The sequence below is a fragment of the Paraburkholderia sp. BR10923 genome, assembly GCF_040948765.1.
Classification (GTDB): Bacteria; Pseudomonadota; Gammaproteobacteria; order Burkholderiales; family Burkholderiaceae; genus Paraburkholderia; species Paraburkholderia youngii.
The window spans coordinates 310,928-325,704 of record NZ_JBFPKO010000003.1; the positions used below are offsets into that span (position 1 = coordinate 310,928).

Here is a 14,777-nt window from a genome sequence, read left to right on the forward strand (position 1 = left end):
TACGATGAATTCGGCGTTTTCGTTTCTGCCTGCGTGGCCGCTTTCACCCGACGCCATTTTCTGGGCAGGTCTCGCATTGCTTGTCGCTGGTCTGTGCGGCGAGCTTTGCTTTCGCGCGTGGCGTTTACCGCGCATTTCCGGCTATGCGGTGATCGGCCTCATAGCCGGCGGGGCCGGCTTTGGCGTAATCGATGCGGATTCCGCGAGCGCCGCGCGGCCGCTGCTCGACGTCGCGCTCGGCCTGTTGCTGTTCGAACTGGGCAGCCGGCTCGATCTGCGCTGGATCCGCCGTAATCCGTGGTTGATTCTGTCGAGCGTGGCCGAAGCCACGCTGACTTTCGTGCTGGTGCTGCCGGTGCTCCTATTCCTGCACGTGCCGCTGATGGTCGCGACCGTACTGGCCGCGATCGCGATGGCGACATCTCCCGCGATGGTGATCCAGCTCAAAACCGAACTGCGCGCCGAAGGCCAGGTCACGCAGCGTCTTCTGACCTTGACCGCGCTGAACAGCATGTACGCGGTCGTGATCGAAAAGCTCGTGTCGAGCTGGCTGCATCAGGAGGTTTACGGCAACGTGTTCGCGACGATCCTGCAGCCGTTGTACCTGCTGGTCGGCTCGCTCGTGCTCGCATATCTGCTCGCGCGCACCTGCACGTTCTTCTATCGGCGCCTGAACATGCACGACGAGCATTCGTTCGTCGCGCTGTTCGGTCTCGTGCTGCTTGCGATCGCAATCGCGCATCTGTTCAAGCTATCGACGATTCTCGCGCTGCTCGCCGCGGGCATCATCGTGAAGAATCACGAAGCGCGTCCGCAGTTGTGGCCGCAGCATTTCGGCACCGCGGGCTGGCTGCTGACGGTGATCCTGTTCGTTCTGACGCTGACGTCGTTCGAATGGAGGCACATCGCGTTGGGCGGAGTCGCGGCGCTGGGCCTGATCGTTGCTCGCCTCGTCGCGAAGCTGGTCGGCGTGCTGGCTTTCGCGAAGCCGAGCGGCCTGAACCTGAAGCAGGGCATCGCACTCGGCCTGTCGTTGTCACCGATGTCGGCGCTCGCGTACCTGCTCGTCGACGACACGTACAACCTGTATCCGAGCTTCGATCCGCAATTGCGCGCGATCGTCATGTGTTCGATTTTCGTGCTGCAGATTCTCGGGCCGTGGCTCGTCTATCGCAGCCTCGCGCTCGTCGCCGAGCGGCGCGTGGGGTGAGCGTGAAACGCGCGTGGGTGCCATGCGCGTTTCACGAACCCGTCTTTTCAATTCCTTCGCCTCAAACGACCTGACTCAGGGGACGCCATGTCACTCGAACCCTTCATCGATTCGAAACCGTTCACGTTCGGTATCGAACTCGAAATGCAGATCGTCAATACGCACGACTATGATCTGACCAAAGCCGGCACCGATCTGCTGCGCCTCATCAAGGACGAAAAAATCCCCGGCAACATCACGCCGGAAATCACCGAAAGCATGATCGAGCTGTCGACCGGCATCTGCACGTCGCACGAACAGGCGGTCGCCGATCTGCGCAAGATTCGTGACACGCTGGTATCCGCCGCCGACCATCTGAACGTCGGTTTGTGCGGCGGCGGAACGCATCCCTTCCAGCAATGGAGCGAGCGGCAGATCGTCGATACGCCACGTTTTCAGTATCTTTCCGAGCTGTACGGCTATCTCGCGAAGCAATTCACGGTGTTCGGCCAGCACGTGCACATCGGTTGCCCGAATCCGAACAGCGCTCTGTATCTGCTGCATTCGATGTCGCGCTTCATCCCGCATTTCATTGCGCTGTCCGCGTCGTCGCCTTTCGTACAGGGTGTCGATACCGGATTTCATTCGGCACGACTGAATTCCGTGTTCGCGTTTCCGCTGTCGGGCCGCGCGCCGTTCGTGCTGACGTGGGACAGCTTTGAGGAGTATTTCTCGAAGATGGTCCACACGGGCGTGGTCAACAGCATGAAGGATTTCTACTGGGATATCCGTCCGAAGCCGGGGTTCGGCACGATCGAGGTTCGGGTGATGGATACGCCGTTTTCGGTGGATCGCGCCGCGGCGATCGCCTGCTACATCCAGACGCTCGCGCGTCATTTGCTGCTCGACAAGCCGATCACGCCGCAGGAAGACGACTATCTGGTCTACACGTTCAACCGTTTCGAAGCCTGCCGTTTCGGACTCGGCGGCACCTGCATCAATCCGCAAACCGGTGAACGAAAGACGATTTCCGAAGATATCCTCGAAACGCTCGAACAGATCGGATCGCATGCGCAAGCGCTCGGCTCGGTCAATGCGCTGGCCGAAGTCGGCGCGATCGCGCGTGGCCAGGTCAACGACGCGACGTGGTTGCGCAGCGTGTTCGCGCAGGAGAAGTCCTTGCATGAAGCGGTTCGGCAGCAGTGTTTGCAGTGGCGAGCCTAGCCGCGAATACCTCATGAAACCGTTTGCGTGCGGCAGTTACGCGACGTTCCGACGAAACCCGCCCCGTGCGGGTTTTTTTTCGTAAAAAAATTTTTACGCCTTTTCGTGCGCGCAACCCTTCAGGTTTGTCGAAAGTTTACGTATACCAGCCTAGGGGCAGTGAGCAGGCGTTGCCAAAGGCTGTGGACAACTGAATAAATACCTGCAAAGTCAATGCTCTGGGGAATTGATAACCGGGCTGACGAGAGACGCTCCGGCCAAGCCTGGCAAGCCCAACCGAGGAAACGCTCGACACGCTGCAAGTCCTTGTTGCAAAACGGTACACAGGCTATCCAAACGTTTTCCCCTGCTTATCCACAGCTCGCGTTGGATAAGTTAGCTGTACGATTTGCGGGTCTCGCATAGAATGTCGTTTTTCGCCGCCTTCGGCTTCCAAGGCGGTGTATTTTTGAGATAGTACAAACGGCTTCATCCGCGGTTGGACGAAGCTACCCACACACGCGACGGGCGTACCCCGGCAGGCAACCGCCGGCATCGCACCAAAGCGGTAAATAAACGAATCGAAGATTATGAGCGAAGGCGTATACGGAGAACAGGCAAACGGGCGAGTGACCCACAGCCTCTTGCGATTGAGCACGGCGATGCGAAGCCAGGCTTGGGAATGGGCGGAAGGCGCGGGCCTGACGCCGACCCAGGGTGAGATCCTCGTGCTGTTGATGCAACGCAAGGGGCCGATGCGTCTCGGCGAGATCGCGCGCGAAACGGCGTTGACCGCCGCGACCACCAGCGATGCGGTCAGCACGCTCGAGACCAAGGGTCTCGTCGAAAAGCGTCGCGCACTCGACGACGGTCGCGCGCTCGCGGTACGCCTGACCTCGCGTGGCCGCACCGCTGCCAAACGCGCCGCGCAATGGCCGGACTTCCTGTCCAAGGCGGTCGGCACGCTGCGCGAGGACGAACAGTCGGTGTTCTATCGCACGCTGCTCAAGACCATCTATCAGCTCGAAGCGCAAAACACGATTCCGTCGCATCGCATGTGCCTGAGCTGCACGCATTTCCAGGCAAGCAAGAATCCGAAGAAGACGCCGCATCATTGCGCGCTGCTCGACCTGAACATGTCGGATACCGATGTGCGTCTCGACTGTTCCGTGCACGAAACGGCGGACGTAGCCACCCAGAAGAAGACCTGGAAGATCTTCGCGCAATAACCGGCGTCTTCCGGAACAATCCGCTAACATGACCTGGCCGGCTACGGCGGGCGGTATACGCCGCCTGCTTGCCGGCTGGTGCCGTGCAAGGATAAAGTCGTTGGCGGCAAGTCGTTAGTCAACCTGAAGATAGGGCAGGCCGATGAATCGGGAAGTACTCGCCATCCGCCATGTGCACTTCGAGGATCTGGGCAGTCTCGAGCTCGTGCTCGGTGAGCGCGGGCGTCCGGTCCGCTATCTCGACGTGGGCGTCGCCCGTATCGAGGCGCCCAATCCGATTGCCGCGTCGCTGATGGTCGTGCTGGGCGGCCCGATCAGTGCCACCGACGATGCGCTGTACCCCACGCTAGCGCCGCTGCTGTCGTTGATCGAAAAGCGCATCGCGGCCGGTTTGCCGACACTTGGTATCTGCCTTGGCGCACAGCTGATCGCCCGGGCGTTGGGTGCGCGCGTCTACCCCGCGGCTCAGGCCGAACTAGGCTGGGCACCGCTTACGCTGACCGATGCGGGCCGCGCATCGCCACTGCGTCATCTCGATGGCGCTCATACGTCGATGCTGCATTGGCACGGCGACACCTTCGATCTGCCCACCAACGCGACCCGTCTGGCTTCGACTCGGGCCTGCGAGAATCAGGCCTTCGCATGGGGCGATCACGTGCTGGGCTTGCAGTGTCATCCCGAGATCCGCACCGATCGGTTCGAACCCTGGCTGATTGGCAATGCCAATGAACTGTCGGGTCACGGCATCGACGCGCGTCAGTTGCGCGCCGACACCGCTCGATACGGTCCCGCGCTCGAAGCCGCCGGGTGCCGCATGTTCGGCGAATGGCTCGATCAGGTCGAGACGAAGGTCTGAATGGCTGGCCGCATGGCGACGTAAGTGGCCAGCGAGGTGCCCCCGTTTCTGCAGCAAACCGCGCGCGGTGCTATGCTCGATCGCTCTCGGGCTTTCACTGGACGTAATCCATGAGCGCGCTTTTTTCTCCGCTCACGCTGCGCAGCGTGACGCTTCCGAACCGTATCGTCGTCTCCCCGATGTGCCAGTACTCCGCCGAGCGCGGCGAAGCGACCGCATGGCACATGATTCACCTCGGCGGGCTCGCGCTGTCCGGCGCGGGCATGCTGTGCATCGAAGCGACCGCCGTCGAACCGGATGGCCGCATCACCCCCGGCGATCTCGGTTTGTGGGACGACGCGACCGAAGAAGCGCTCGTGCCGGTGCTGGCCGCGATCCGCAAACATTCGCACATCAACGTGACGATGCAACTGGCGCACGCGGGCCGCAAGGCATCGAGCCATGTGCCGTGGGAAGGCGGCCAGCTGATTCCGGTGTCGCAAGGCGGGTGGCTGCCGCATGCGCCGTCGGCGCTGCCGCACAAGCCGGGCGAGGAGCCACCGCTTGCGCTCGATGTCGCCGGCCTGCACCGGATTCGCGAGGCGTTCGCCGCGTCCGCGCGCCGCGCCGCGCGTCTTGGCATCGATGCGCTCGAAGTGCATGCCGCGCATGGCTATCTGCTGCATCAGTTCCTGTCACCGATCGCGAATCAGCGCACCGACGACTATGGCGGCTCGCTGGAAAACCGCATGCGTTTCCCGCTCGAAATCTTCGACATCGTGCGGGCCGCATTCCCTGCCGACAAACCGGTCGGCGTGCGCGTGTCGGCGACCGACTGGGTCGAGGGCGGCTGGACGCTGGAAGACACGATTGCGTTTGCACACGAGCTGGAAAGGCGCGGCTGCGACTGGATCGACGTGTCGTCGGGCGGCGTGTCGCCGCTGCAGAAAATTCCGCTTGAGCCGGGCTATCAGATTCCATTCGCGAAGGCGGTCAAGCACGCAACGGGTCTGGCGACGATCGGCGTCGGGCTCATCACCGATCCGCTGCACGCCGAGCAGCTGATCGAAGCGGGCGATGCCGACCTGATCGCGCTGGCTCGTGCGCTGCTCTATAACCCGCGCTGGCCGTGGCATGCGGCCGCCAACCTCGGCGCGACCGTCGAAGCGCCGCCGCAGTACTGGCGTTCACAACCGCGCGACCAGAAAGCGCTGTTCGGCGACATTACGTTCGGTCAACGGTGACGCTCGTCGCACGTTGAACACACGCATCGGCTGACGGTTGAAGGAAGCCGTCGACAGCGTGTAGGATGCCGGTTGTGGCGCGATGCGCGTCGCAAGTCGACGCGGCGCTCGCAGGGCGCCGCGTTTGCTATTCGCGTCAGAAAAAGCCGCGCGCGAGACGCGCCTGACGATTGCCAGACTTGATCCCCCAGTTCTTCACAAGGATTCATTCAATGAATTCACGCAGGATCGCCGTGCGCCGTTCGGGTGTGCACGGCAAAGGCGTGTTTGCTCTCGAACCGATCGCGGCGGGCGAACGACTGATCGAATACAAGGGCGAGCGGATTACCTGGAAAGAAGCGTTGCGCCGTCATCCGCATAATCCGGCTGAACCGAATCACACGTTTTATTTCGCGCTGGACAACGGCAAGGTTATCGACGGCAAGGTGAATGGCAATAGCGCGCGCTGGATCAATCATTCATGCGCGCCGAACTGCGAAGCCGAGGAAATCGACGGACATGTGTACGTGCATGCGCTGCGCGATATCGCGGAGGGTGAGGAAGTCTTTTACGACTACGGCCTCGTGATCGACGCGCGGCAGACGAAGAAGCTGAAAAAGGAATACGAATGCCGTTGCGGCGCGCGCAAGTGCCGCGGCACGATGCTGGCGCCGCCGCAAAAGGGCAAGGGCGGCGGCAAGTCGGGTAAAGGTGCCGACAAGGACCAGAAGTCCAGCAAATCGGCGAAGAAATCGAAGAAGAAATGAGCCACGGGCCGGCGCGCGGCGTTAGCTGTCTGCACTGATCGAGGCGCCAAGGCGAATGCCGCCGGGGCAGCCCGGCAAACCTTCTACAAATCGACCGGCGCCGAGTGCGCCGGTTTTTTCGTGGCGCGTCGCTCGTTGGCATCGCTGGCGGTGGCAGCGTCTGCCGACGCACTGGGCGGCAGCAACGGAATCCTCACGATAAAGCGTGCGCCACCCTCCGGCGCGTCCTCGTAATGCACGCTGCCGTGATGCAGCACCATGATGTCGTGGACGATCGCAAGGCCCAGACCCGCGCCGCTGTCGACGCCCGCCTCGGTCTGCCCGTCGCCGCGGAAGAACCGCTTGAACAGATCCGCCTGCTGCGAACGCGGCACGCCCGGCCCGTTGTCTTCGACGACGATCTCGGCCATGCGCAGATCGTCGATCAGGGTCTGCGAAACCGTAACCGTGATGCGTCCGCCGTCGGCCCGCGAAGGCGGCACATACTTCAGCGCGTTATCGAGCAGATTCGCGATCACTTCGTGCAGCAGTACCGGGTTGCCGCGCGCCATCAACGGGTCGTCGTTCGACGGATCGTCGAGGCGCTGGAAGCCGAGGTCCACGTGTACCGCTAGCGCGCGCGGCACCCATTCGGCGCCCGTGTCGAAGGCGAGCCCGGCCATGTCGACATTGACGAAGCGGGCCGCCTGTTCACCCGGCTCGGCGCGCGCGAGCGACAGCAATTGATTCGACAACCGCACGGCCCGATCGGCCGCGGCGCGCAGTTCGCGCACGGCGGCGAGCGTCTGCTGCGGATCGCGCGCGACGACCGCCTGCTCCGCATGCAGCTTCACCGCGGTGAGCGGCGTGCGCAGCTGATGCGCGGCATCGGCGATGAATTTACGTTGCGCATCGAGGGCGGCTTTCAGACGATCGAGCAGCGCGTTCAGCGCGCCCGTCAGCGGACGGATCTCGACCGGCACATAGGTTTCGTCGACCGGCTCGAGCGACGTGTGCGTTTGCCGGTTCAGCGAATCGGCGAGCGCGGTCAGCGGATTGAGCTGCTGATTGACGACGCGCCACACGATCACCCAGCCGGCGAGCAGCAGCAGCAGCAACGGCATCATGATCGCGATCAGAAACTCCGCGGCGATGCGGTAACGGTGATGCACGGGCTGCCCGACTTCGACGACGATCGGATTGCCGCCCGGCTGATCGACGCGCACCTGAGCGACCCGCACGGTCACGCCTTCGTGCTGCGTCTCGAATACGTACGCATAATGCATGCGGCGCACGTTGGTGCCTTGCAGCGGCAGATTGTGGTCGCCGGCGATTTCGCTGTCGCCGGTGCTGATCCGGTAGACCAGATGTTCGACCGGGTCGGAGAACATCGCTTGCGCGAGCGGCGGCACCGTGATCGCCGCTTCCGGTCCGGCAATCTGGATCTGTTTGGAAATAGCGGTCGCGAGGTCCGCGAGCGAACGGTCGACCACGTGCTGCGTGTACTGCCAGGCGAGCCAGTAGGCGATCAGGCCGCTCATCAGCGCGAGCAGCGACAGGGGAGCAGCGAGGCGCCGCAGCAGCGTGCGGCGCAGACTATTGGCGGCCGGCTGGTGCATGATCTTAGGCGCGGGAAAGTTGTGACTGCGGTAGCAACGGCGCGAAGCGCCTTGAGGCAGTCCGGTGTCCGGCACGACGCGCAGCGGGCACAGCCGATGCGCGGCGCCGGTCCGGCGCCGTCAGGCCGCGACGCAATGCGCGGCCTTCACGACGATCATGCGGCCTGGCGGATTTCCTGTAACAGATAGCCAAAGCCACGCACGGTGACGATTTCGACACGGCAGTTCTCGAGCTTCTTGCGCACACGGTGCACGTAGACTTCGATCGCGGTATCGCCGAGATCGCCGCCGAAGTGCGTCAGGTGATCCTGCAATTGCGCCTTGCTGACGACGCGGCCGTGACGCAGCAGCAGCATTTCGAGCACTGCGAATTCGCGCGGCGACAGTTCGAGCGGTTTGTCGTCGTTGAAGATGCGGCGGTCGACGCCCGACAGCCGCACGCCACCCAGTGACACTTCCGGACGCGGCATGTCACCGTGCGGACCGCTGCGGCGCATCACCGCGCGAATACGCGCTTCCAGCTCGGCCGGCTCGAAAGGCTTCAGCATGTAGTCGTCCGCGCCGGAGTTCAGGCCTTGCACGCGGTCGTTCAATTCGTCGCGCGCGGTCAGGATGATCACCGGCGTGTGACGGTTGCTCTGGCGGAAACGCGACAGCAGCGTCATGCCGTCGATACCCGGCAGACCCAGATCGAGGATCACGAGTTCGTGGCGGTTTTGGGTGAGGGCCTGTTCGGCAAAGATGCCGTCATGGACCATGTCGACGGTGAAGCCGGCTTGTTCGAGACTGCTTTGGATGCCGCGTGCGATGGGGCGGTCATCTTCGATCAGAAGGAGTCGCATGGATTTCGCTCAAGTACAATAGGTTTAGGCGTTTTGGCAAGCGGTTCGCCGGGGCGCCTGCAACACAGCCAGCGTGCGACGCGGCGGCAGAGGCCCCACGAAGCAGCTGTCGAGCCGACTCGAAGCGCCGTGCCAGTCATCACGAAGTCATGTCCGAGATCAGCATTCACGAACTGGAAGCCGCGATCAACTTCTGGCGCGCCCGCTCACCTTCGAGCGGCGACGAACACGTTCTGTGCAAGGAGGCAAGCGCACTATCCAAGCCGTATGCGCTGCTGATTGTACAGCGTCAGAAGTCGCTATCACTCGATCGTTTTGACCCGATTGCAAGGCAGGCTTGGGAAGCTTACGTTCAACTTAAGGATAGCCTGTAGAACTGAAGGTTTGCCCAGGGTATTGCCTGCATTGTCCTTTCATTGTGGACCGATTACGCGGCAAGTTGTATATAAACACGCATAAGGGCCCGTAATTATTTGTATTAGGTAGTAACACTGTCGATGAATGTCGCAAGCGCGATGTCGCGTTCGGTCACGCCGTTCGCTTCATGGGTGGACAGCGTGATATCGACCTTGTTGTACACGTTGAACCACTCTGGATGATGATCCATTTCCTGCGCCTTGATCGCCACGCGCGTCATGAAGCCGAACGCCTCGTTGAAGTCGGCGAATTCGAAGCTGCGGCGAATCGCGTCACGCTCCGCCACGCTTTCCCAGCGATCCAGTTTCGCCAGTTGCTGGGTGCGCTCGTCGGAAGTCAGTTTCTGAATCATGGAGTCACCTCGTTGGTCGAACACGCTCGCCGGCAGGCGGGCGAAACCGGTATTTTTTCACGATTGTGCAACGCTCGCCGTGCGCCGGGCCGGGTGGGTCTAAGGCGGCTTGGCGTTTAAACGTCGCCGCTGGTTTGCCATCCCTCGCGGGTTCCGCGCGAGATCACGCGGTCGCCGTCGAGCACGTCGCCCGCTGCGTAGGCCGGTGCATGGGCGAGCTTCGCCAGCAGCGGCGCGAAGTCCGTTTGTGCGACGCAGAACAGTTGCGCGAAGTCATCGATGACGAAGTAGGTTTGCTGGAACGTATCGATGCGGTAACGCGTGCGCATCACACGTTCCAGCGCGAAGCCGAGCCGGTTCGGCGCCGCGCTTTGCTCGCTGTATACCGTCTCGGCCTTGCTCGAGACGATGCCGGCGCCGTAGATCTTCACGCCGTTCGGACTCGCGGCATCGCGGATCAGCCCGAACTCCACTGTGTACCAATAGAGCCGCGCGAGCAGCGGCAGCGCGCCCGCTTCATTGGCGGCGAGCGCGGCGCGGCCGTACGCGTGCATGTAGTCGGCAAACACCGGGTTGATCAATAGCGGCACATGGCCGAACAGATCGTGAAAGCAGTCGGGCTCCTGCAGGTAGTCGAGCTGGTCGGGTCGACGCATCCACCACGTAACCGGAAAGCGGCGATTCGCCAGATGCTCGAAGAACACCTGATCCGGCACGAGGCCAGGCACGGCGACGATGCGCCAGCCGGTTGAGGGCGTCAGCTTCGCGTTGACGTCGTCGAAAGACGGCACGCGCTCCGACGGCAGGCCGATACGCTCGACGCCCGCGAGGAATTCATCGCACGCACGGCCTTCCAGCAAGGCGGTTTGGCGCGCGTACAGCTGTCGCCAGACCGCATGGTCAACCGTGCCGTAGCGTTCGAGCGGCTGGTCGATCGTAAAGTCGGCTCGGGTCTCGAGACCGGCGTCGAACTGTTCTTTGAGTTTGGCGGTGCTGGCGGCGGACATGGCGAAGCTTTAACGGGGAAATCGCAGGAAATCGGTACATGCGAGTGTAGAGCGGAGTACATGCGGAAGGGGCGCAAGTTGGGCGTGAAAATCAGGAGGTATGCGATAATCGTGCGTTAACTAGCCAATTTATGCGGGACATCAACATGCTTGAACTCGACCACTTCGATCTCGCGCTGCTCGACGTGCTGCAGCGCTTTGGCCGCGCCACGCATCAGCAGCTGGCCGAGCAGGTGCCGCTGTCGCCGTCGCAGATCGGGCGACGGCTGCAGCGGCTGGAACAGGTCGGCGTGGTGGATGGCTATCGCGTCGTATTGCGGCCGGAAAAGCTCGGCCTCGGCGTCACCGCTTTCACGAGCCTGAAGCTGAAGCATCACGGCGATTCGATTATCGAGCAGTTTCAGCAGCAGATCGACGTGCTGCCCGAAGTACTGGAGTGTCACGCGGTCGTCGGCGATGCCGACTATCTGCTGCGCATCGTCGCGCCGGATCTGAATTATCTGTCGACCTTCGTGATGAAGAAGCTGATGCGCGTGCCGGGTGTCGATAGCGTGCGCTCGAATATCGTGCTGACCACGTTCAAGCGCAATGGGCCGTTGCCGCTCGGGCATCTTGCGCCGGGGGCTGCGCCGGTCTGAAGGTTTGAGGCCGTTGCCGGCGGGTGTCGACAAGCCGGCAGAGGGAGCCGCGCGCGTGCCGCCGCGGCCCCTGCAGTGACGCGATCCTTATGCCGCTCGCTTCGGCTCGTCGTCCGCATTCAGCAGATCGACATACGCGACCGGCACCAGATCCGCTTGGGATACGCCGAGGCTCTTGAACAGCGCTTCCGCTTCGGTGTGGCCGCCTTCTTCGTCGTCGTCCTGCGCGAGCACCACTTCGAGTTCGACGAAATCGCCGAGACCGTCGACGCGATCCAGATGAATCCGCGTGCGCCCGCTCAGATACACGTGCCGCTCTTTCGAGACGATGCCGCGCGTGGTCAGTGCGGTCGCGAGCAGCGCATGCATTGCTTCGGGATTCGCGACCGGACTGCGCGTGTAGTACGACGCCTTCGGGCCGTCGCGGTCGTCGCGCTGATAGAAGATCAGCTCGGCCGGCGTGCCGTCGTCGAACTGGCGCAGCTTCAGGCGGCCGCGCGGCACGTCGTAGAAAAAGTCCTGCTGGCGAAAGATCAGTGGCGCGTCCGTCGCGAGCTGCGCGGCGCGCTCGCGCAGTTGGTCGAAATGCTGGGCGCGGGCTTTGATTTCGATGTTGCGTGCCATGTGGGCTCCTTTGGATGGGCCGAGTGATCGACGGCTTCCGGGGCCACTGGTGGTGCCGGGGAGAAGCCGCCAGGAAGGACGAAGTCGGGCGGAACGGAAAGCGCTACGAGGGCGCTGCGCGAGCGCAAACCGACAATCTAGCAAAAACTTCGTGACGGAATGCTTTCAGCCCGCGCGGCAGGCGGGACGAGTGCGGGCATTAGCGAGACTCATATCGCAGCGCGTCAGACGGTCCTCGCTCAGATCGCCCACTGCTGATCGATCAGCTTCAAGGCCGCCGCGATCGCCGGCTCGTCCTTGCGCTCGGCGAGCGTGATGAAGCTCAACTGCGTCGGCACGGTGATGCCATCGACGATCGTCAGCGCGTGCGCATGCGCCTCGGCGATTGCGGTTGCGTCGCGAGCAAGCGTGAGACCGACTCCCGACTTGACCAGATCGAGCATCGACGGCTCCTGGTCCACCTCGGCCACCTTGACCGGTTTCACACCCGCCTCGCCGAAACAGCGCGACAGCAGCCGGTTGTGCGCGGACGCCGGCGGCGTCCAGATCCACGGCAGCGCCGCGAGCGAGCGCCAGTCCCGCGCACCCTTCACGCGATCTTTCCAGCCCGCCGGCGCGAGCACGCGATACTGGAAATGCGTGAGCGTGACCGCGTGAAACGTGGCGCCGTCGCGGGTGTCGTCGTCGGAGGGCAGGCCGATGTAATAGCCGACGTCGAGCTCGCCCGCCCGAATCTGCTCGCGTACCCAGCCCGACATGCCGTGGCGCAGCGCGGTTTCGATCTGCGGCCAGGTCTCGACGAGTTGCTTCAGGAAGCCGCCCAGGCGCAAAAACTCGGGGTCGAGAATGGTGCCGATGCGCAGGCGCCCGCGCACTTCCTGGCGGAGCGTCTGCGCGGCGCGCTGTACGTCGGCTGCCGCGCCGAGCGCGCGTTCGGCGTGCGGCAGCAGCGCCTGGCCGTCGCGAGTCAGCGCGAGCCCGTGCGAAGTCCGCGTGAACAGCGTCACGCCGAGCGTTTCCTGCAAGTGCTTGATTTGCAGGCTGACGGCGGGTTGGGTTAGATGTAGCTGCACCGCGGCGCGCGTGAGGTTGCCCTCGCGTGCGACGGTGACGAAAGCCCTAAGCAGAGTCAGATCCATATCCTGATATTAGCGCGGCTTATAGCGCAGTTGAGCATTACTCATTGGATTTGTCGCTCCTAGACGCCGTACGCTGAGTGTTGAGCAATGCTTCGGCGCGCGGTATCGAGCGCGAAGCGGGAGATTTCACAGCAAAAGAGGAACGAGATGAGTGAGACATATTCCGACGCAACCGCGCAGCACGAGGCCGCACGCAGCGCGGCGAGCGCACGCGCGCTGAGCCATTTCATCAACGGCAAGACCGTCGAAGGCACGAGCGGGCGCTTCGGCGACGTCTTCAATCCGGCGCTCGGCAGCGTCAGCGCGCGCGTGCCGCTCGCGAGCGTCGCCGAGGTGGACGCTGCTGTTGCCGCGGCCAACGCCGCGTTTCCCGCGTGGAGCGAAACCGCGCCGATCAAACGCGCGCGGGTGCTGTTCAAGTTCAAGGAACTGCTTGACCGCCATCACGACGAACTCGCGGAGCTGATCACGCGCGAGCACGGCAAGGTGTTTTCCGACGCCAAGGGCGAAGTGATGCGCGGCATCGAAATCGTCGAATTCGCGTGCGGCATCCCGAACCTGCTGAAGACCGATTTCACCGATCAGATCGGCGGCGGCATCGACAACTGGAATCTGCGCCAGCCGCTCGGTGTGGTCGCCGGCATCACGCCGTTCAATTTCCCGATGATGGTGCCGTGCTGGATGTTCCCGGTCGCGCTCGCGTGCGGCAACACCTTCGTGTTGAAGCCGTCCGAACGCGATCCGTCCGCATCGATCCGGCTCGCCGAACTGCTGAAGGAAGCGGGCCTGCCGGACGGCGTGTTCAACGTCGTGCACGGCGACAAGGTCGCGGTGGATGCGCTGCTCGCACATCCCGAAGTGAGCGCGCTGTCGTTCGTCGGCTCGACGCCGATCGCCGAATACATCTACACGGAAGGCACGAAGCACGGCAAGCGGGTGCAGGCGTTGGGCGGGGCGAAGAATCATCTGGTTGTAATGCCCGACGCCGATCTCGACCAGGCCGTCGACGCCCTGATCGGCGCCGCCTACGGTTCGGCCGGCGAGCGCTGCATGGCGATTTCGGTGGCGGTCGCGGTGGGGCATATCGCCGATGAACTGATCGAGCGTCTGACGCCGCGCGTGAAGAGCCTGAAGATCCTCAACGGCATGGAAGCGGCGGCCGAGATGGGGCCGCTCGTCACCGGCGCGCATCGGGACAAGGTGGTCGGCTATATCGACGCCGGCGTCGCCGCGGGCGCGAAGCTCGTCGTCGATGGACGCGCTCATCAGGTCGTGGGGCACGAGAAGGGCTTTTTCCTCGGCGGGACGCTGTTCGACGAAGTGTCGCCCGAGATGAAGATCTACCGCGAAGAAATCTTCGGACCGGTGCTGTGCGTCGTGCGCGTGCCCGACTTTGCCTCGGCGGTCGAGCTGATCAATGCGAATCAGTTTGCGAACGGCGTGTCGCTATTTACGTCCGACGGCGGCATTGCGCGCGCGTTTTCCCGGCAGATCGAGATCGGCATGGTCGGCATCAACGTGCCGATTCCGGTGCCGATGGCCTGGCATTCGTTCGGCGGCTGGAAGAAGTCGCTGTTCGGCGATCATCACGCGTACGGCGAGGAAGGCGTGCGGTTCTATACGCGCTACAAGAGCATCATGCAGCGCTGGCCCGACAGCATTGCGAAGGGCGCAGAGTTCACGATGCCGGTCGCCAAATAAGCTGGCGGCTTTG

Annotated in this window: 15 protein-coding genes; 9 read left to right on the forward strand and 6 right to left on the reverse strand. The window is 63.1% G+C overall.

Going from position 1 to position 14,777, the window contains the following annotated elements; translation table 11 throughout:
* The first annotated feature begins 4 nt into the window (after positions 1–4).
* The 6 genes from AB3X94_RS07375 to AB3X94_RS07400 all read left to right on the forward strand — a co-directional run bounded on the left by AB3X94_RS07375 (position 5) and on the right by AB3X94_RS07400 (position 6,446).
* A complete protein-coding gene (locus AB3X94_RS07375; protein ID WP_176109903.1) occupies positions 5–1,210 on the forward strand; it encodes a cation:proton antiporter in 1,206 nt (401 codons plus the stop codon).
* A gap of 87 nt (positions 1,211–1,297) precedes the next feature.
* The gene (locus AB3X94_RS07380) at positions 1,298–2,413 is read left to right on the forward strand and encodes a YbdK family carboxylate-amine ligase (protein WP_176109904.1); all 1,116 of its coding nucleotides are present in this window, start codon (positions 1,298–1,300) and stop codon (positions 2,411–2,413) included.
* A gap of 569 nt (positions 2,414–2,982) precedes the next feature.
* Positions 2,983–3,621: a MarR family winged helix-turn-helix transcriptional regulator gene (locus AB3X94_RS07385; protein ID WP_176109905.1), complete on the forward strand. Its 639-nt coding sequence runs from the start codon at positions 2,983–2,985 to the stop codon at positions 3,619–3,621.
* A 142-nt stretch (positions 3,622–3,763) separates the two neighbouring features.
* Positions 3,764–4,477, forward strand: coding sequence for a glutamine amidotransferase (locus tag AB3X94_RS07390; RefSeq protein WP_176109906.1), 714 nt, complete (start codon positions 3,764–3,766; stop codon positions 4,475–4,477).
* A gap of 110 nt (positions 4,478–4,587) precedes the next feature.
* A complete protein-coding gene (locus AB3X94_RS07395) occupies positions 4,588–5,700 on the forward strand; it encodes an NADH:flavin oxidoreductase/NADH oxidase (protein WP_152852608.1) in 1,113 nt (370 codons plus the stop codon).
* Between the two features lie 212 nt (positions 5,701–5,912).
* Complete coding sequence (locus tag AB3X94_RS07400; RefSeq protein ID WP_176109907.1) at positions 5,913–6,446, forward strand: SET domain-containing protein; 534 nt, start codon at positions 5,913–5,915, stop codon at positions 6,444–6,446.
* Between the two features lie 83 nt (positions 6,447–6,529).
* Here the strand turns inward: AB3X94_RS07400 and AB3X94_RS07405 are convergent, their stop codons facing one another.
* Both AB3X94_RS07405 and AB3X94_RS07410 read right to left on the reverse strand, forming a co-directional pair.
* Entirely contained in the window at positions 6,530–8,044 is a 1,515-nt protein-coding gene (locus AB3X94_RS07405; protein WP_368611159.1) for a sensor histidine kinase, read from the reverse strand.
* A 155-nt stretch (positions 8,045–8,199) separates the two neighbouring features.
* The gene (locus AB3X94_RS07410) at positions 8,200–8,886 is read right to left on the reverse strand and encodes a response regulator transcription factor (RefSeq protein WP_013090980.1); all 687 of its coding nucleotides are present in this window, start codon (positions 8,884–8,886) and stop codon (positions 8,200–8,202) included.
* A gap of 149 nt (positions 8,887–9,035) precedes the next feature.
* Here AB3X94_RS07410 and AB3X94_RS07415 point away from each other — a divergent pair, with 149 nt between their 5' ends.
* On the forward strand, positions 9,036–9,260 hold the full coding sequence (locus tag AB3X94_RS07415; protein ID WP_176109909.1) for a DUF3717 domain-containing protein: 225 nt from the start codon (positions 9,036–9,038) through the stop codon (positions 9,258–9,260).
* Between the two features lie 104 nt (positions 9,261–9,364).
* Here AB3X94_RS07415 and AB3X94_RS07420 read toward each other — a convergent pair whose 3' ends face one another.
* On the reverse strand, positions 9,365–9,679 hold the full coding sequence (locus AB3X94_RS07420) for a 4a-hydroxytetrahydrobiopterin dehydratase (RefSeq protein ID WP_368611160.1): 315 nt from the start codon (positions 9,677–9,679) through the stop codon (positions 9,365–9,367).
* Between the two features lie 92 nt (positions 9,680–9,771).
* Entirely contained in the window at positions 9,772–10,662 is an 891-nt protein-coding gene (gene phhA / locus AB3X94_RS07425; RefSeq protein ID WP_368611161.1) for a phenylalanine 4-monooxygenase, read from the reverse strand.
* 146 nt (positions 10,663–10,808) lie between these two features.
* Between phhA and AB3X94_RS07430 the strand changes: the two genes are divergently transcribed.
* Entirely contained in the window at positions 10,809–11,300 is a 492-nt protein-coding gene (locus AB3X94_RS07430) for an Lrp/AsnC family transcriptional regulator (RefSeq protein WP_013090976.1), read from the forward strand.
* A gap of 87 nt (positions 11,301–11,387) precedes the next feature.
* On the opposite strand, the gene AB3X94_RS07435 is transcribed toward AB3X94_RS07430, so the two are convergent.
* Together AB3X94_RS07435 and AB3X94_RS07440 are read right to left on the reverse strand one after the other, a co-directional pair.
* Positions 11,388–11,924 (reverse strand): class IV adenylate cyclase, encoded by a 537-nt coding sequence (locus AB3X94_RS07435; RefSeq protein WP_368611162.1) that lies wholly within the window; start codon positions 11,922–11,924, stop codon positions 11,388–11,390.
* 239 nt (positions 11,925–12,163) lie between these two features.
* Positions 12,164–13,063 (reverse strand): LysR family transcriptional regulator, encoded by a 900-nt coding sequence (locus AB3X94_RS07440; protein WP_176109913.1) that lies wholly within the window; start codon positions 13,061–13,063, stop codon positions 12,164–12,166.
* Between the two features lie 147 nt (positions 13,064–13,210).
* Between AB3X94_RS07440 and AB3X94_RS07445 the strand changes: the two genes are divergently transcribed.
* Positions 13,211–14,764: a CoA-acylating methylmalonate-semialdehyde dehydrogenase gene (locus AB3X94_RS07445; protein WP_368611163.1), complete on the forward strand. Its 1,554-nt coding sequence runs from the start codon at positions 13,211–13,213 to the stop codon at positions 14,762–14,764.
* Positions 14,765–14,777: the final 13 nt, after the last annotated feature.

Excerpts from the sequence above, each read along its gene's own strand:
- AB3X94_RS07375 (WP_176109903.1), top strand. The coding sequence starts at position 5 with ATGAATTCGGCGTTTTCGTTTCTGCCTGCGTGGCCGCTTTCACCCGAC.
- AB3X94_RS07380 (WP_176109904.1), top strand. The coding sequence starts at position 1,298 with ATGTCACTCGAACCCTTCATCGATTCGAAACCGTTCACGTTCGGTATC.
- AB3X94_RS07385 (WP_176109905.1), top strand. The coding sequence starts at position 2,983 with ATGAGCGAAGGCGTATACGGAGAACAGGCAAACGGGCGAGTGACCCAC.
- AB3X94_RS07390 (WP_176109906.1), top strand. The coding sequence starts at position 3,764 with ATGAATCGGGAAGTACTCGCCATCCGCCATGTGCACTTCGAGGATCTG.
- AB3X94_RS07395 (WP_152852608.1), top strand. The coding sequence starts at position 4,588 with ATGAGCGCGCTTTTTTCTCCGCTCACGCTGCGCAGCGTGACGCTTCCG.
- AB3X94_RS07400 (WP_176109907.1), top strand. The coding sequence starts at position 5,913 with ATGAATTCACGCAGGATCGCCGTGCGCCGTTCGGGTGTGCACGGCAAA.
- AB3X94_RS07405 (WP_368611159.1), bottom strand. The coding sequence starts at position 8,044 with ATGCACCAGCCGGCCGCCAATAGTCTGCGCCGCACGCTGCTGCGGCGC.
- AB3X94_RS07410 (WP_013090980.1), bottom strand. The coding sequence starts at position 8,886 with ATGCGACTCCTTCTGATCGAAGATGACCGCCCCATCGCACGCGGCATC.
- AB3X94_RS07415 (WP_176109909.1), top strand. The coding sequence starts at position 9,036 with ATGTCCGAGATCAGCATTCACGAACTGGAAGCCGCGATCAACTTCTGG.
- phhA (WP_368611161.1), bottom strand. The coding sequence starts at position 10,662 with ATGTCCGCCGCCAGCACCGCCAAACTCAAAGAACAGTTCGACGCCGGT.
- AB3X94_RS07430 (WP_013090976.1), top strand. The coding sequence starts at position 10,809 with ATGCTTGAACTCGACCACTTCGATCTCGCGCTGCTCGACGTGCTGCAG.
- AB3X94_RS07435 (WP_368611162.1), bottom strand. The coding sequence starts at position 11,924 with ATGGCACGCAACATCGAAATCAAAGCCCGCGCCCAGCATTTCGACCAA.
- AB3X94_RS07440 (WP_176109913.1), bottom strand. The coding sequence starts at position 13,063 with ATGGATCTGACTCTGCTTAGGGCTTTCGTCACCGTCGCACGCGAGGGC.
- AB3X94_RS07445 (WP_368611163.1), top strand. The coding sequence starts at position 13,211 with ATGAGTGAGACATATTCCGACGCAACCGCGCAGCACGAGGCCGCACGC.